A 16,024-nucleotide genomic window follows, 5' to 3' on the forward strand; every position below is an offset into this window, starting at 1 on the left:
CCGCGTGGTAACGCCGCCCCGGACGCTCCGCGTCCACCCAGGGCTATTTGCTCTCAGGCCTGTCCAGCTTCACCTCAAAGCCGTACTGCACGGTGCTGAGGTCGGTGCGCTGGTAACTTTCCAGCGTGGTCGGCTGGCCGTAGAAGTAATGCACGTCAAACATCGCCGTGCCGTATTCCTCGGCGCGGTGGCTGACGCCGAGGATCTCCTTGAGGTAATTGCCGCTGGCATCCTTGGCGTAGAAGCGCCAGCTGTCGGCGGGGAAGTCCTTCTGGTCGACGATCAGCGCGTTGTCCTTGAGCGACAGGCCCTTGGGCAGCTTGGCGGCGTCAATCGTGGCCTTCTCGATGGTGGCCAGAAACAACGGTACCGAGCCCACCACAAACGCCGGTGTTTCCGGGAACAGGTTGAGGTCGTAGGTGAGCGTGCCGCTTACTGCGTTCAGCTCGAAAGCCTCGGTCGGCAGCTCGATAGGCTCGCCGCGCTCGCCCTTGTCATCGGCGGTGAAAAAGGTGATAGGCGCGTCACTGTTGTTGCGCTCGGCACCGACCAGGTCGTCATTGAAGGTGAACGGGTGGTCGAACACGATTTTTGCGGCACTGGCGTCTTCGGTCGATTGGCTGATGGTGACGCTGTTTTTCAGCTGGTCCTCTGTCATCGAGGCATCTTTGAGCCAACTGGTGGCGCCGTCGTCATACACCGTGACCGGCATTGGCAGGGGCTGTATGGTGTTTTGCAGGCTGTTCCTGTCAAAGCGCATCACCGGCAGGTCCAGGTCTTTACGGGTGACCGTGGCCTTGGAAAAATCCAGCACATTCACCTGCAGGTTATCGATCAGCCCGTTGAAATACACCTTGGCGTAATGGCTGGTCTGCTGGCGCTCGAAGGCTTTTTGCGCGTCGGTGAGCTGTTTATCGAAGGCATCGGACCACGCGGTCTGTTTTTGCATCTCGGCCAGTTGTTTTTCATAGAACGCCACTTGCGCGGCACTCTCGTTGATCGAGCCTGAGCGGGTCAGAAACTGCCCGGTGCTGTCCCGTGCCTGCACCAGCAGTGGGTTGGGTGACGCGTCGCCGACTTCGGCGGCCAGGGGCTGGCTGTTGGTCAGTTCGATCTCGGCGTAGTTCTTTTCCAGCGTCAGCAGGTTGAGGGTGATATTGCCGTCGGTGCGTTTATGGCCCACGTCTTGTTTGGTCAGGTCAAACGTCAGCACCTTGCCCGGGGTGATCACCTCCACCGCGCCCTTGAGGCTGATGGGTTGTGGCTGGCTCTTGTTTTCCGTCTCGATCCCTTCAATAAACGGGTAGGTCACCGTCAGGTCGTCGGGGTTGGTCAGGTTGGAGCTGCTGGGGCTCAGTTGGATGCCGGGGTCGGTTTCTGACCATTCCGGCTGGAAGGGAATGACTTTATTGTTGCTCAGGGTGACCGACTGCCATTCCAGGCCATGGGGGAAGGGGAACTGGTCCGGGGCGTTGAAGTTGAACGGGAAGACCGGCTGCAAATCCGTCAGGTAGTCGGAGTGCGAGGTTTTGCGCAGCACGAACAGGCCATTGATGTAGGTGTCCACCAGCGCTTGGGGCGTAGGGTAATGCTTGAGCAGGGCCAGGCTATCTTCGCCGTACTCGGCTTCGATGGGCTTGCTGGCGAGCTTGACGCGTGCACGCTCCAGCAACAGCAGCGAGCCGCCCAGGTCCGCAATGGCATCGCGCAGCTTGGGGTCCTGAATACTGTCCAGGGACTGTTCGAACTTCGTGGTTTTCTCTTCGAGGGTCGCCTGCTTCTGCTCTTCTTTAGGGGAGCAGCCGCTGGCTATCAGCAACGCCGCGCACAGGCCGAAAGTGGCCAAAGGGGATCGCACATCCATCATCTGAGTTTTCCTATCCGACATCATCGAGCCGAGTGAATGGCCTCGACACTAGCAGAAAAATTCTCTTACAGATGCCACTTGGGTCAGTTTTCTCGCGGTGACAGGGGCCAGGTGGCGGCTGGTATACTCGGCGCCATTTTTAGCCAAGCTGTGTGAGATTCAATGGAACGCTTTATCGAAAATACAATGTACGCCTCGCGTTGGCTGCTGGCGCCGATCTACCTGGGCCTGTCCCTGGGCTTGCTGGTCCTGGCGCTGAAATTCTTCCAGGAAATCATTCACGTGATTCCCAACATCTTCACCATGTTGGAAGCCGAAGTGATCCTGCTGCTGCTGTCGTTGATCGACATGGCCCTGGTCGGTGGCTTGCTGGTGATGGTGATGATTTCCGGCTACGAGAACTTCGTCTCGCAGCTGGATATCGACGAGAACAAGGAAAAGCTCAACTGGCTGGGCACCATGGACTCTTCGTCGCTGAAGATGAAAGTGGCGGCCTCCATCGTGGCGATTTCCTCCATCCACCTGCTGCGCATCTTCATGGACGCCAAGAACGTCGATCCACAGCACCTGATGTGGTACGTGATCATCCACATGACGTTCGTGGTCTCAGCGTTCGCCATGGGTTACCTGGACAAGCTCACCAAGCATTGATACCCCGCGCTGGCCTTACTGCTCCACGAAGTAATAAGGCTGGCGGTTGACCGCCATTTGCTTGATCACCGTAACCTTCTCGTTCAGCCGGTCGGTGTGGTCTGTCAATGCAACGTTGCCGGGCTTGGCGCTGAGGAAGGCGCGCAGTTCGGCTTCGGTGTTCAGGATCGGCAAGTAGGCCTGTAGGTAGAACACGCTGGCCCCGTCGATGCGCTCGTTGGGTTGGTACATCGCCACCGTCCTGCCTTCGTCTTGCAGGGTCTGGATCTGGCTGATCACGGGTACGAATGAATGGCGCACATCGGCTTTGGGTGCAAACCAGAACGCTGCGCTCAGGTAGCAGGCGATCGCCAGGGTGAAAACCCCGCCGATGATCTGCCGGTGATAGCGGTACAGCCCCGGCTTATGGTCCTTGGCCCACTCCAGCAACACCCGCGCATACTCGGCAGCCAGTACCGCAGCGGCTGGCGTCAGCGCCATCAAGTACACCGTGCGTTTGCTGGAAGCCAGGGTCAGCAGGGTGAACTGCGCCACCAGCCACACACTGAAAAACAACCGATAGCGGTTGCGCACCAGGCTTTTGCGGAAGTGCCACAGGCCCAAGTACACCAGGATGTTCCAGGGCAGGAAGGCCTCGGGCAGTTTCGCGAGGTAATAGTAGAAAGGCTCGTAATGCCCAGCCTCGACAAACGAACCGCTGAAGCGCCCGACGCTATTGGTCCATAACACTTCACCCACCGCCTGCATCCCGCCGCGCTGAAACAGAAACCCCAGCCAGATCAGCAACGGCACCAACGCCAACAGCGTGAACAGCGCCGGTTTGAGCCAGTCGCCCAGCCGCAGGCGTTTATCCATCAGGCTGGTGCTGAGCAAGTACACAAAGATCACAATGCCCGGCATCGCCAGGCCCAACACGCCCTTGCTCAACGTGGCGATGACCATCCCGGCGGTAAACAACGCCCAGGCCCAGGTACTCGAACCTTCACGCTCGGGCCGTACCGCCTGGTAAAACCCCAGCAGGGCCGCGGTGACACCGAGGCTGAGCAACGAATCCTCACCCACACCCCGCACATTGCCCCAGTAACTGGCCATGGTCGCCAGGATCAGCGCAGCGCTGAACGCCAGCGTTTGCGGCCGCCCGAACCGACGCAACATCCCGTACAACAGCATCACACTGAACAACCCGGCAAACGCCGACGCCAAGCGCACCGCCCCGGTGCTGGCGCCAAACAGGCGAATCGCACCCGCGTCCAGCCACAGGCTCAGGGGTGGTTTTTCCAGAAAGGGTTCACGAAACAGGCGCGGCACCACCCAGTCATTGTCCAGGTGCATCGCCATGGCGATCCCGGACACCCGCGCTTCGGTAGAGCCTTGCAGCTCGTGGTTGCCGAGGGCGAAAAAGAACAACAGAGCAGCAAGCAAGAGCAGCAGGGGAGCGGGGCGCGTCATGGAGTCTGGCTACCGAGGCATGAGACCGATCGGGCGACCGGTCATGGGTAGTCAGGGAGTATACGAGTGCGATTCTTAACCTTTGGTGAACGGCCGCGGGGTTTTTCTCCGGCGCGTCAAGGCAGTTTCAAGCTGGGCACTGCCGCTTTGCCTTGTGCGGTCAGCACCGGCTCCAACTGCTCCCAGGTGAAGGCCAAGTTGTTGTCGCAACCGTCACCATTGGCCGGTGTCGAGAGTTGCAGGCCCTGGGTGTTGAAACTGAGGTGAAAGTTGGAGTAATCGGTGATCGCCGGGCAGCCCTCGTCGGTAGTGGTTTGCTTGGCCAACCAAGTGCTGAAGGCGGCCGGCAGCTTCAAATGGCCGGAATAGGCGTCGTGCCATTGCTGATGGCCGCCGAGCCAAGTCCATGGGTCCACACTCTCGCCGGTTTGCAGGTTCCAGGAGTGCAGGCCCCAACTGATGCCCATGGCGCCTTGGCCCGCGGCCCAGCGGTAGAACCGCACGGTGAGAAATTGCGATGACCAATAGGCGGGCTCAACCTCGATTTCACTGGTATAGACCGAACCGTTTCGACCCAGGTATTCACGCCGTTCATAAAAATAGTCGGTTAGGTCTTCGTCATTGACGGCCAGGGCGGCGAGTTGCTGATTGATCTTCTGCACCGCCGGGCCATCGCCCTCCAGCTTGAGCGTGACGCGGGGGCCTTGGGTCTTGAGCTGGTAGGTGTGGTTTTGGAAAGTTTTCTTCTCAGTCTTGATCGGCAGCGGCGCGGCTTCCATGGGCGCGTTATAGGCATCGCTGCCGCAGCCGTCCGTACCAATGCGGCGCAGGGCCAGTGGCAGCGGCGTACCGCCATCGGTTTTGCTCCAAGCACCAGAAAGAGTATCGGCCTGAGGTTTTTGCAGGGCCCAGAAACCGGTGTTGCCTTCCTCCACCCAAGGCGCGTTGTCGTTGGCCTGGGTCAGTTGAATCGGGGTACGGATGCGCTGGTAGTAATAACTGCCATGCTCCCCGTCAGCGCCGTTGAAACAGACGGTGATAGCGGACTTGCCCAAGGTGCCTTGCCAAACCCCGGCCAACTCGGCAGCGGTGGCGAGCAAGGGCATGACGGTGAGGGCGATGACGGCGAAGGGCTTGAGCACGGGTATCTGACTTCCGGTTGTCTGATAAAGGCCGTCAGGGTAATGGGAAGTGTGGGGGGATGCCAGCGGGCGAGATGCGGTGAGGCGTCTCGCCCGTTTGCGTGTTTTAGGGCTGTGGCGTCTGGCTGGTGAATGGTTGGGTGTTCAGCACTCGTTCTACCAGTAGCTCACCCAGAACGATCAATTGTTGGGCGGCCAGCAACTTGTGGCGGTGCGCGCCTTCAAGTTCGAAAGCCAGGTCGGTGGTCATCGCGTTGAGAGAGGCGAGGGTTTCGCTGGCTTGGATTAGCAGGGTTTCGGGGTGGATGTTTTCGGCGAGGGTGAAGAGGGTGGTTGGGGGATTGGGGGTGATTTTTTTCATGATGAAGCTCCTACACTGTTCAAGGAGCTGCCTCCCCCTGCTGTCAAACAGGATTGGGTGGCAGCTGTACGCGGGTTGACAGACCGGAAGTGTAGGAACCCGGCGCACCCGAAGATGCCCCACGCACAGCCGCCATGAACGGAGCGGAATGCGCAAGCATGCCGTCTTATCACGGGGTGTGAAAGGTTACACTTTTCGGCCTGTCAAAGCCGGTCGCTGATCATCAGCGGCGCAAAGAAGTTAGCGTTGTGAGGTGGCTTGCGCTAGTTCACCAACAGCGCGGCAACTTGCGGGAAAATTCCGAAGCTTGGCCCTGTTGGCGTCCCCGTCGTCAGGCTCTGTTAAAAGCTCCAGTCCACAGCCTGAACCATCTGGCAGAACGGCCCGTTGAGCGTGGCATTGTGATGAGCCACGATAGCCTCGGCTTTCATCAAGGGCGTATCAGAACAGGTATGACCGTCGGCGATAAGCACCGCATCGAAGCCAAGATCACGCGCGGCACGGCAGGTGCTGTCGACGCAGTATTGCGTTTTCATCCCAGTGACTACCACGCCAGTGGCGCCGCTAGAGCGCAGATTGTCAGCCAGGTCAGTCATTGCAAAAGCGTTTGGCCGGCGCTTTTCGAACACCACTTCCCCACCCAGCAACTTCAGTTCCTCTGCAACCAGCGTAAGCGGGCTGCCCGATTCGATTGGCGAGCCAGCGGGGCCGATGTGGCGAGCGAGAAAAATTGGTGCGCCTGCGCTGCGGGCCTTGTCCATCAGGGTATTCAGCGTTTCCAACAGCTCTTCGCAGCGCCAGGGTTTTTCCGGGCCGTGGATGAGTCCGACTTGGATATCCAGTATCAACAGGGCGTACATGGGTGCATCTCCTTGCGTGTGAACCAGCGACACAAGGCATAAAAAAGGCCCTGTCCATCGCTGGCGGGCCTTTGAAGTGTTCGTTTGTTATTGGCTCACGACACCTCGCACGCTCCGCTTGATGCGGTCGTGGTGGTGGTTGTCGATGTGAGGCAATAGGTAGTCATGGGGCGACACTAGCATTGTGGTTGATGGAATGCCAGACACATAAGAAGACGACTTCGGACGTCTTTTTTCATTGAGGTTGCGGGTCGGGAGGATTTGAATCTGGTTGGTAAGTTATTGATTTATAAAAAACATATAAATTTATTTTCTTGGAATACCACTCGGAATACGGTCCTCTACTTGACCACCCGTATTGAAGTCGATCTGACAGCATGCTTCATAGTCATGATTGACGGTGAACTCCCTATAGCTGCCGAAGGCGACAAGCAGAAATCGACCAAGAGCAGATCACTCAGACAAGATTTTGGGGGGGGAGTAACTAAAGAACAGATCTTTTAGACTTACTTTTATCCCGGGCAGATACAGATCTAAGGACTCTTTTTTTATGTTTTCATCTATGTACGTCTGTTCTTTCAAAAGCTGTTCAAAGATGTCGCCAAACACATCAATGCTTTTCCCAATGCTGTAACGAACTCGACGAAACATTGGAAAGTTGCAATAGGCTATATGGTTGGTTTCCCGGTTGTAGCCATAGCCTTGAACGCGGAAGGCCGACCAAGAGATTCCAAAAAGATAAATTTTGGTAATTGATCTTCCTTCTGGAAGCTTCAGTCGTAGCATTTTTACAAGATCATCTGAGCTTTTGTCTTTTAGCCATGATTCTACAGCCTCTCCCCACGAATCTATATCGGAAGCAAGATTTTTTGCCTTGCTTCTAAGCTTTTTAATATCAAAAACAAAATAGTCTTGCCACTTGAACTGGAAAAGTGCAAGGTGTCCTGAAATGGTATCATAAATAGCACCGTCTAGATCAGTGATTGTTCGCCCTGCATTGCGTAACTTAATGTTTCCTGGTACCCGCTTGTATCGATTTCCCATGAACATGTGATAAATGTGGCTTCTAAACCAATCTTCTCTGGGAAGCGCGATAGCGTTTGTTATACTCGTATCTCTTTGCGTGAGTAGTTCAATCATCGAGTGAAAGGGGTTTCTGAGTATGCTGGCCACGGGTCGAAGGAACATACCATTGCCCATGTCAAGTAGTAGGGGAGATATATAACTTCCGCTTTTGAATGTGGAGAGGTCTGATATTTTAAAAGATATTAGGTCAAGGATGTCAGATGTCAGGTTTTTCTCGAAGTTTGTATGAGCCATAACTGCATCTATAAGATCACTTCGCGTAGTCCAGATGGTCAGGCTTTGTGGTATTGATATTTCCTTTATTCTATGGAGTGCTATATCTGCAAATGTAATATGTTTAGTATGCAGTGCTACGACCACAGCAGTGACGACTATGATGTGTACGGCGCTTATTCCGTTGATTTTTACACTAGGATGAAGCCCTGCTTGGTCTCGTGCCTCTCTTATCCAGTCAAGGGCAAAAGAGAAAAAATGATTATCGACTCGAAGGTCAGCACCGTATCCCATCATGACTCCATGCCCCAAGTCATGAGGGAATATCAATGGTTCCATCAGTGCTCTTACATTTTCAACCTTTTCGTCTTTGTGTAGGCTGGAGTTATTGAAGCCATAGAATGCACCAACTGCCTTTATTTCATCGAATTCTTCATCAAAGCTAAAAACTTTCCATCCATTCGAGACGCCGGTTGTGTCTTTCCTCACCGCTAGATCGATTTGAGATGCGTATGTGGACTGTAGTGCATCCATAAGTTGATAGGTGATCTCTTCTCGTGCGGTCACTGTTATTTGGTCAGTTGCGGTGTGGATATCTATTAGTCCGGTACAGTTTAAGTCTGAAATGTTTTCTAGGAAGGCGATCGCTCCTAGTCGATACAGTACTTGAGCTGCAAATTCTCTTGTTTCGATAGTGCTTTCTCTAACAGGTATTCCCGGCTTTCCGATATCTATAAAAAAATGCTTTATGGCCATTCCCCAGCCAAGTCTATATAGCTCAGCCTCTGAAGCGGAAGCTCTTTGCTCCTTAGGTAGCGAGTCTTTGTATACGCTCCAATAATCTAGAAATCTCATCATGTCTATGAATAAAGTCATTTTTGATATTGGGTCTTTAGGGAGTAAATCTAGTATTCGTATTAGCTCTGAGTTTGCTAGTTTTCTTAAATTTTGCTCCGCTGAGGGGGCCATATTTAGTATTCCTGTAAAATTAAAGTTGTGTTGGCCGAAGTCTTGTGGTTTGGCTATTTTGGCTGTATTTAATAATGTTGTTGGCGGTTGTTTCAATTTTTCTTCATGAAATGGTTTTTAAAGAGATAAAATTGCAGCGCTTCTAAGGCGTTTTTTTGGTTATCTGCTACGTAGTCATCTCTTGCACCTGTTTCCAAATTGCAGATTTGTTTTCCTCGCTTTAAATTTCGGGGGCGGAGAGCTCCGGGATGTTTTTCTTTACTTCAGAATAGCGGGTATCGCTTACCTGTCCCCAGCACTCTTGTTTCTTGGCCCATTCGGAGATCATTTTTCCACCAGCGCCGCGATGAAGCGCTTCATTTACCTCATGTGCCCAAATTGCTAGTTGCCTTTGCAGCTGCGGTGAAATGGCTTGTTCCTGCCAGACACGTTGAAAGTTGAAATTATTACCCATTTTGAGCGCGAGCACCGAGACCGTGTAGACCGTGATGTTGCCTTGGAATGCGGGGAACAAGGGTCTGATAATCTTCTGGGCAGACTTGAAGAGGATTGCCTTTGCAATCATTTCTTTGAACTGTTCTTGATGCGGGATCACATTCTCTCCAGCACCCTCTCGTTCGGCTAACTCATCCATGAATGCCTGAAAATTCTTCTGGCTACCCAACGCAACAATATGAGGTTTTTGCTCCCAAGTGAGCAGAAACTTCGCTAGATCAGGCTTGGTGATCTTGCGGAATGTCGGAATGGCAGCCTGCAGTTTTTTCTTTTGAACAGGTGTAGTCGTCTCCTTTTCCAGCATCACCTTGTAGCTTCCTGCTGATCGTTCGTAGAACCAGCGGCCCACACCATCCGGACAATATGTGCGCATGGACAGTTTTTCCAACTCACGGTGGAATGGCTTGTTTGCGGAAAGGTCTGACTGCTTGACGACATTCTGGCTGTTCGCATAGCGAGAAATATTCGAGATCAGCTCTTCGTCATCGCCTTGCCCATTTCGCAGCACGATGATCTTGGCTGGAACTCGTACATTACTCAGATCTATCTCAGGATTTTTCTTCTTGGCGAAGTAGATGGAGGCAGTCGTCTGCCCGCCGTTAACTATTTGCATACCCTGCAGCCACAGGATGCCCGTTGATCCATCTTTAGCACGGTCCAGTTTGGCGGCATCGGCCACAACAACGATGCCATTGTTGTATGCCATGAAACGGTCAGGATTATTTCGCAGGCTGTCGCGAATTCCCTTGTTCACCCCTTTGCTGTTTACCCCAAGGAATGAGCGTACGTTGGCTTCAAGAATACGCGGACCGTATTTTTCGTAGAGAAAGCGTAGTGCCTCACCAGGTACTGCTGTCAGAGCATAGTCATACTCGTCGTCACCTGAGCCCGGAACCCATACGCTTGGTAGCGCTGTCCCACAGAGGTCCTGAAAATTGACTACTAGTTCATCACGCGGTCGGCCCTGTTGCCAGTGGTTAAACAAGCGCTGAATATCCATGACTTCAAGTCGGACCTGCTTGCCTTCGACATCATGGGGGGCGTAGGTCCTTGTTTTGACCAGTGCGTCAGTAATTATGAAGATCCTTATGCTGTCGAGCGTCTTGAAGATACGTTCGACTTCCTTTACCAGCGCGTAGACATCATTGGTCTCATCGAGCTTTCCGGCTAGCTGCCCGGTTGCGCAGAACCTGAGAAACTGCAGGCCTTCTTTTGCCGCCTTGCCTACTTCTTGGTCGGGAAGGGATTCGATTTCGTCTAGTGCCTTATAGAGACTGACAAAAAGGTCGAGCCTGTCGGGGTTTCCATTTTCGTCTGTGGTTTCAGACACCGAGTAGCCACTGATTCTGACCTTATAGGCCGCGCTTTTCCCGCCGATGCTGCCTCCGACTTTTGCCTCGTAATGACAGACCGTTGGCTCGAAGGTGATGCCTTCATCTGCCATATGTGTCATTACCTGTTCGGTGAAAGCGGCCTCGGCAGGAACCGGCGCTGCACCTGGAGCCACATCTTTCTCTATTTCTTCTCTGATTGATGCCTGCGTTTCTCGCAGAAAGTCCATAAGTTCCATCAAACGACTCCAAGTTTCTCAAGCACATCCGAAAGAGGGTAGTCATCGACCGGAAGCAATGCCAGATCGAGTTCATACTGTGCTCGGCGAATGGGTGTAGGGATGTTGAAAGATGTCAGCCTAGGAAAGTCCGAATCCACGAGATGGATCCTGATCTCTCTTAGCGAAAAACGACGTGTGTAGGTTTCTGCCTGCATATCCAGATAGCCGACATGAAGCAGTGCCTGCTCGAAAAGTCTTGTCGCTGCAGGATCGGGCTCCAGAAGATGGCGAGTATTCGATACGTACTCGGGGAGCGTTATGCCAGCCTCGTTCGGTCCAAAGCGGAGCGCTGCAAGGAAGAGCTGCGGGCACTGGGAGTCGTCCAACTGGTCCAAAGAGGCAATCCTTACTGGAAAGCCTTCCGTGGCCAGTGTTGATTTGACCTCTATTGCACCTGTCCCCAGTTGGAAGTCATGCAGGCCGTCGAGCGGTCCTTTCCATCCATCAACTGCAGAGAAAAGCGGTACGCCTTCATCAAAAAGGTAACGCAGCAGGCAGATCTCACCTACAAGCCCCAGTTCGGCCTCGATGCTAAGTCCTTCACGGCCCCTGCGCATGAACTCCTGCCATCCGCGTACCCTTCCAAGCAGCCGTTGATACAGCAGCTCTTCAGGGCAGCTATCGGATGAGTCAATAAGCCCGCAGACATCTGTCACAACAGTGGCAAACAGTTCAAGATTACCCGCAGATTGGCGAACGACTGCAAGCCATTGATATTCGCCAGCAGTCTCGCCAAGAGTCGCTCTTTCCATGCGAAATCCCTGTCCTTGGGGTAGCTGTGAGGTCGGAGCTAACTTGGCACCCGAAAATCCAATCAGAATGGCCTCTTCATTTCCGGGAGCATGCCTGGCGGCTTTTACTCGACAGGTGCCTGACTGAAAGAGATCTATGGATCTCCATCCGGGGATCGATGCGTTACCGGGAAGCGCCCTCCAGGTACCCAGAATTTCGGTGCTACTCAGCGCCGCCATATTGCTGCTCCCACAGGAGGTTTGTGACGACATAGGGCACTGATTTGCCCGCATGGCTCGAAGGAAAGCTGATAGCAAATGCAATGATAGGAGTTTTAACGCCTGAAACGTCAGATTGCTCCGGGTCGAGAATAGATATCAGCAGCAGCCCTCTTTCGGGGGCAGGGACTATAGTGTCGGCCCCAAGGCCACGGATACGTCTGATGTAGGGACCGCTTGGAACCTCAGGCAATTCTCTGCCTCTTGAGCGACCCGGGTCGGGTTTCCAACTTTTCTGCGTCAACTCAAGTGCGGCATTCCATGCCGGCTCATCGATATCCAGCGCCTCGTCCTGAGGTGACAGCAGGCGGCCAATGGAATACTTATCGTCAGTATCCAGAGATTTGTTTTTTCGCTTCATGCGTTTGATCTGAAAGCCTGCAACGTTCTCCGTCTCCGCAACACCACCACCGATTACGGCAACAGTCCAAGAGGTAAGCTCGCCGATGCGACTCATTTCCTCTATGAAGTTCGCGAGTAGATCGCTTCTAACCTTCCGGGAATCCGGGTGCGTTTGATACGACCTTAGAAAGTCGACTACCGGATGCACCGGAACATTAACCCAATTCACACCGTTCCAGTTGTCTTTTCGGCCATTTCGGCTCTGAGAAGGGATTAAGGACGGCACTCCCAAGCTATCGGCAAGGAAGTTGAAAGCATCTAGGTTCTGTTCGAGCTTTGCAGGGTTTTTGAAGAAACTGACCGTTTCGACAATGTCACCGCTGAAAGATAGATGTAGGGTTTTTGCCGTCCGCATTTTCAGCGGTGATGTGACCATCAACACGGGATGGGACACTACCTTGAGACCATAATCGCGTGGCGTAAGGCCGCTATCCATCATGAAGTCGAATTCGGCTCTAAGCTCTTCGGCAGCATCGGCAATGTGTTCGAACCATTCGACAAGATCTTCCGTGGTGTAAAGGCGACACAAATCTAGGTAGCCTGGTCGATAGCCAAACCAGCGGCCCATTTGCATCAGTGTGTCGTACATCTTGGAGGCTCGGAGAAAGTAGCTGACGCATAGTCCCTCAAGTGTAAGCCCACGTGCCAGTTTGTCACCGCCGATGGCAATGACTTTTAGTCCCGTGGCGCTGTCGGCATAGTCCAATGCATCCTTTGCCGTACCATTGATCATGCGCACATCGATCTGTTCCAGCAGATCCGGTAGAGCCTGTTCTATCTCAATCCAGTCTGTAATTGTGCGGTGAGGCGACTCCGACGTTTGCTTTTCAACGCTGTCGCTAGTTGACAAGAAGTCACGGCTCCACAGGCTACGCAGTTCAGATAGAGCGCCCTGATGATCAATGCGTCGTCTGAGACGCTGTTTCAAATGCATAACGTAATCGTGGACTTGTCCGTGTACATGCTGCTGAACAAGGTTGAAGCGGGTAACGTGAATCAGCATGGAGCTGTGCTCTGCTCCCTGACCACGAAGTTGTCGAATTGTGCATGCAAGGATGAATGCTTGTATTGCCTCGATAAGTGAGGGCGGCATGGTATCTGGGGGCGTATGACTGCTTTTGTGACTAAGAGGCATCCAGCCACTCTTGCCATCTTCCGAGCATTGGTCCGTGACCGGGCGAACCAGATCGAGTGCACCGAGTCGCCCATTTTCGCTAGCTAGCCCGAAGACTTTTGACGGACCTACGTAACTGGATGGGGCTGAGAGATTGGTGATAAATGCTGCCGGGAACAGGTCTGGTCCTTCCTTGGTGGTTTCGCCTTGTTCATGGATATAGATGTTCGCAAACGGCGTGGCGGTGTAGCCGATATAGGCCTTTCTTGAAAAGGAGTGCAGTATCTGGCGAATGAGGCTGTTGATTGCCGTCGGCTCGTGTTCAAGGTCCGGCTGGCCGTTGTCGTCGACAACTTTCTCTCCTGTATCCACTGATGCATGGTCCGCCTCGTCGTCAACGATAAGAAGGGGGAGATGCGTTACCAGTGGGCGGCCAGTCTCCGGGTCTGTCGTTTCAGCCACATGTCTGTGAATCCACTTCAAAAGGCGCTGTAGGACTGTCTTGTTCTTCTTTACTACGAAAAGCCACGGCTTCTGTTCAGGCGATACGCCAAGGTTCTTTACGAACTTGGTATTGAAGTCACCTGTCTCTGTCCTATTGGTTACGTACTGCGGGCGTAGAGCCGGTGAAGGATCAATCTTTCCTACTCCAATGGCAACGTTGCCTTCACCCTCAATGGGGCTGGTCTCGTAGCCAAGAAATCCTTCATCCAGTCGCATTTGCGTTTGGGAACGCAGATTGTTGTGAAGGCCTGCCAGTACGATGATTATTTTGTAGCCGGCATCGGCAGCCTTGCAGATCAGGCCCGTATAGTTCCCTGTCTTTCCTGACTGCACATGACCAACCACCATACCGCGACGATCCCATGAGCCTTCGCGTTTCGGATCTTCGAGCATCGAGAGGATGTTATCGGTTGTCTTGTCGAGTGCTTCTATAGCGCTCCATGGCAGTTTCTTCTCCTGCCATTCTCTGTATCGCCGCCAGTAGCGCCACTCCTTCTTTCGCTCGCTGGTAAGCCAGGGTATGTGCCCGGCCATATCGACAAGCGACGAATCATCACCAACCCAGATACTGAATCGTCTAATTAGTTCGTCAGTGACAGCGGTGCGGTCGAGCCCTTCTGCCTTGTTCGGCATGATCTTCAGCACCATGTCGATCTTTTGCGAAATCAGGGTCGGAGTAATTGCTGACTTGTCCTGTTCGTCTGCAAGCATTTCTTGGACGATTTTGACCACACTCCATTTGTTGTCCTCGGACATTCGCTACGACTCCTTATAAATTGTCAGGCAGAGCATCTATCAAGTAAGGGAAGGCATGGAAGGGTTCTGTCGCTCGGAGTTGTTCCTTGGCGGAGGAGGCTGAATATCCCTTCCTCTCGACCATGCCGCGGTACATGACCATCAGAATCTCACTGACCTCGCTGGATGGTGTCTTCTCGAACCCCGTACACGGGGTATCCTTGTTTTCTGCCGTATCAATCCATATCCGCTGGACAGGAACGGTTTCTTCGATAACTCGCAGCATTGCCTTGATTTGGGGGAGCAATGTTCCTGCTTCATCCAGAACGTCTCTTACTGCAGGGTGGTCGCTATCTATTCTGTATCGCATTCCACTGGCGAGCCGTTCGACCTTCCATGCTTCAGCAACCTGCTTGTTGCCAAGCAATGTTGGACGTCCTCTATGGGCAAAAGCTCGTCTGGCGCGGGCACGGGTCGCTTCGGCTAAGCTGGTCAACCAGTCTCTAAGATAGATGGGGGGCCGTGCTGTGGACTTCCTGATATCGATTTTCCAGTCGGCATCTGCAGAGTTCGGGATATCAATCCGGATTCTGGCCAGGCGATGGGCTTCGTCCTTTGTCCAAGATCTACCGGTTCCCAGCCCAAGCCAGCTGCCTGCTACCAGAAGGCGTTCGTTGCGATAAACGTAGAATCCCTGTTGCGCTGTCCAGCCATCAGGGCCGCCCAAGCGCTCGAAGTCTTCAGGCGAAAGCATGTCCTTGTGCGGTAGAACATGGCATTCGGCCTCGATACCTCTGATGGATGGATGTTTGAATACTGGAGGGTTGTATGGCTTTCCCGGATGGTCCGTCATAAAGGGATCCCAAGGCCTTACGGGCTGACCATTGAGCAGAACTCTGAGGCGGGGCCTGCTTCCTTCAAGGTATCGGTGAAAGACCATTCCGAGATGCTGCTCCACCTTGTCGGCAAGGTTAAGAAAGTCCTGAACCGTACTTCCCGGCGTAATAATTCTGTCTAGTTCCTCCCACAGCACCATTGTTCCTTTGCCTGCATCAGAAAGAGGCTCCAGACATTTCTCCGAGCCTGGATGGGGGCCCTCTAGAAGGTGCCAGCCGCCATCATGGCTATTGGCTAGGTAGTCGAGGTCCCAGCGTAGAGACTGCATGTTGTCGGTGCCGATTGTCGCTACAGTCAGCCTGCGACACTGTGAGAAGGACGCGGTCTTGAGTCCAAGGCCAAAACGACCAAGATCAGACTTTGATCGCTCCTCTAGCGGGTTTCGCTCGCCCAGTCTCATGGCAAGATCAAGCCCGGCTGCTGACATTCCAGAGCCGTTGTCTAGGCAGATAATTCGACTCTCTGTCTCTGCCCAGATGAGTTCGACTCTGACTTCCGACGCACCTGCCGCTACACTGTTGTCGATAATGTCAGCCAGTGCTGTCTGTGTGTTGTAGCCAAGCCCACGCAGCGCCTCGACCATTGCGCTGGCCTTTGGAGGGGCATTTCGACTCTTGAATGACGGTGGCAAGTGAACTCTCCCTGTCGAGTATGTAG

At 53.6% G+C, this 16,024-nt stretch carries 11 protein-coding genes; 1 reads left to right on the top strand and 10 read right to left on the bottom strand.

The features are described from left to right. Window positions 1–43: 43 nt before the first annotated feature. A complete protein-coding gene (locus AC07S6_RS11345; RefSeq protein ID WP_495112313.1) occupies window positions 44–1,867 on the bottom strand; it encodes a hypothetical protein in 1,824 nt (607 codons plus the stop codon). Window positions 1,868–2,029: 162 nt separating this feature from the next. Here AC07S6_RS11345 and AC07S6_RS11350 point away from each other — a divergent pair, with 162 nt between their 5' ends. Next, window positions 2,030–2,518, top strand: a complete 489-nt coding sequence (locus AC07S6_RS11350; protein WP_014719996.1) for a TIGR00645 family protein — start codon at window positions 2,030–2,032, stop codon at window positions 2,516–2,518. Between the two features lie 15 nt (window positions 2,519–2,533). On the opposite strand, the gene AC07S6_RS11355 is transcribed toward AC07S6_RS11350, so the two are convergent. The 9 genes from AC07S6_RS11355 to AC07S6_RS11395 form a co-directional block, all read right to left on the bottom strand. Then, entirely contained in the window at window positions 2,534–3,967 is a 1,434-nt protein-coding gene (locus tag AC07S6_RS11355) for an ArnT family glycosyltransferase (protein ID WP_495112314.1), read from the bottom strand. Window positions 3,968–4,083: 116 nt separating this feature from the next. After that, a complete protein-coding gene (locus tag AC07S6_RS11360) occupies window positions 4,084–5,109 on the bottom strand; it encodes a hypothetical protein (protein WP_495112315.1) in 1,026 nt (341 codons plus the stop codon). A gap of 106 nt (window positions 5,110–5,215) precedes the next feature. Then, on the bottom strand, window positions 5,216–5,470 hold the full coding sequence (locus AC07S6_RS11365; RefSeq protein ID WP_054896140.1) for a DUF6124 family protein: 255 nt from the start codon (window positions 5,468–5,470) through the stop codon (window positions 5,216–5,218). Window positions 5,471–5,811: 341 nt separating this feature from the next. Beyond that, the gene (locus AC07S6_RS11370) at window positions 5,812–6,330 is read right to left on the bottom strand and encodes a cysteine hydrolase family protein (RefSeq protein ID WP_495112316.1); all 519 of its coding nucleotides are present in this window, start codon (window positions 6,328–6,330) and stop codon (window positions 5,812–5,814) included. A gap of 453 nt (window positions 6,331–6,783) precedes the next feature. Next, entirely contained in the window at window positions 6,784–8,598 is a 1,815-nt protein-coding gene (locus AC07S6_RS11375; protein WP_495112317.1) for a hypothetical protein, read from the bottom strand. Window positions 8,599–8,818: 220 nt separating this feature from the next. After that, the gene (locus AC07S6_RS11380) at window positions 8,819–10,663 is read right to left on the bottom strand and encodes an AIPR family protein (RefSeq protein ID WP_495112318.1); all 1,845 of its coding nucleotides are present in this window, start codon (window positions 10,661–10,663) and stop codon (window positions 8,819–8,821) included. After that, window positions 10,663–11,730, bottom strand: coding sequence for a PD-(D/E)XK motif protein (locus AC07S6_RS11385; RefSeq protein WP_495112319.1), 1,068 nt, complete (start codon window positions 11,728–11,730; stop codon window positions 10,663–10,665). Before AC07S6_RS11385 ends, AC07S6_RS11380 begins: the two co-directional genes overlap by 1 nt. Further along, window positions 11,660–14,491, bottom strand: coding sequence for a Z1 domain-containing protein (locus AC07S6_RS11390; RefSeq protein ID WP_495112320.1), 2,832 nt, complete (start codon window positions 14,489–14,491; stop codon window positions 11,660–11,662). The genes AC07S6_RS11385 and AC07S6_RS11390 overlap by 71 nt, the downstream gene beginning before the upstream one ends. Before the next feature lie 13 nt (window positions 14,492–14,504). Continuing rightward, on the bottom strand, window positions 14,505–15,950 hold the full coding sequence (locus AC07S6_RS11395) for an ATP-binding protein (protein ID WP_495112321.1): 1,446 nt from the start codon (window positions 15,948–15,950) through the stop codon (window positions 14,505–14,507). Window positions 15,951–16,024 lie beyond the last annotated feature (74 nt).

The organism is Pseudomonas sp. GW821-FHT07B01 (assembly GCF_059419065.1).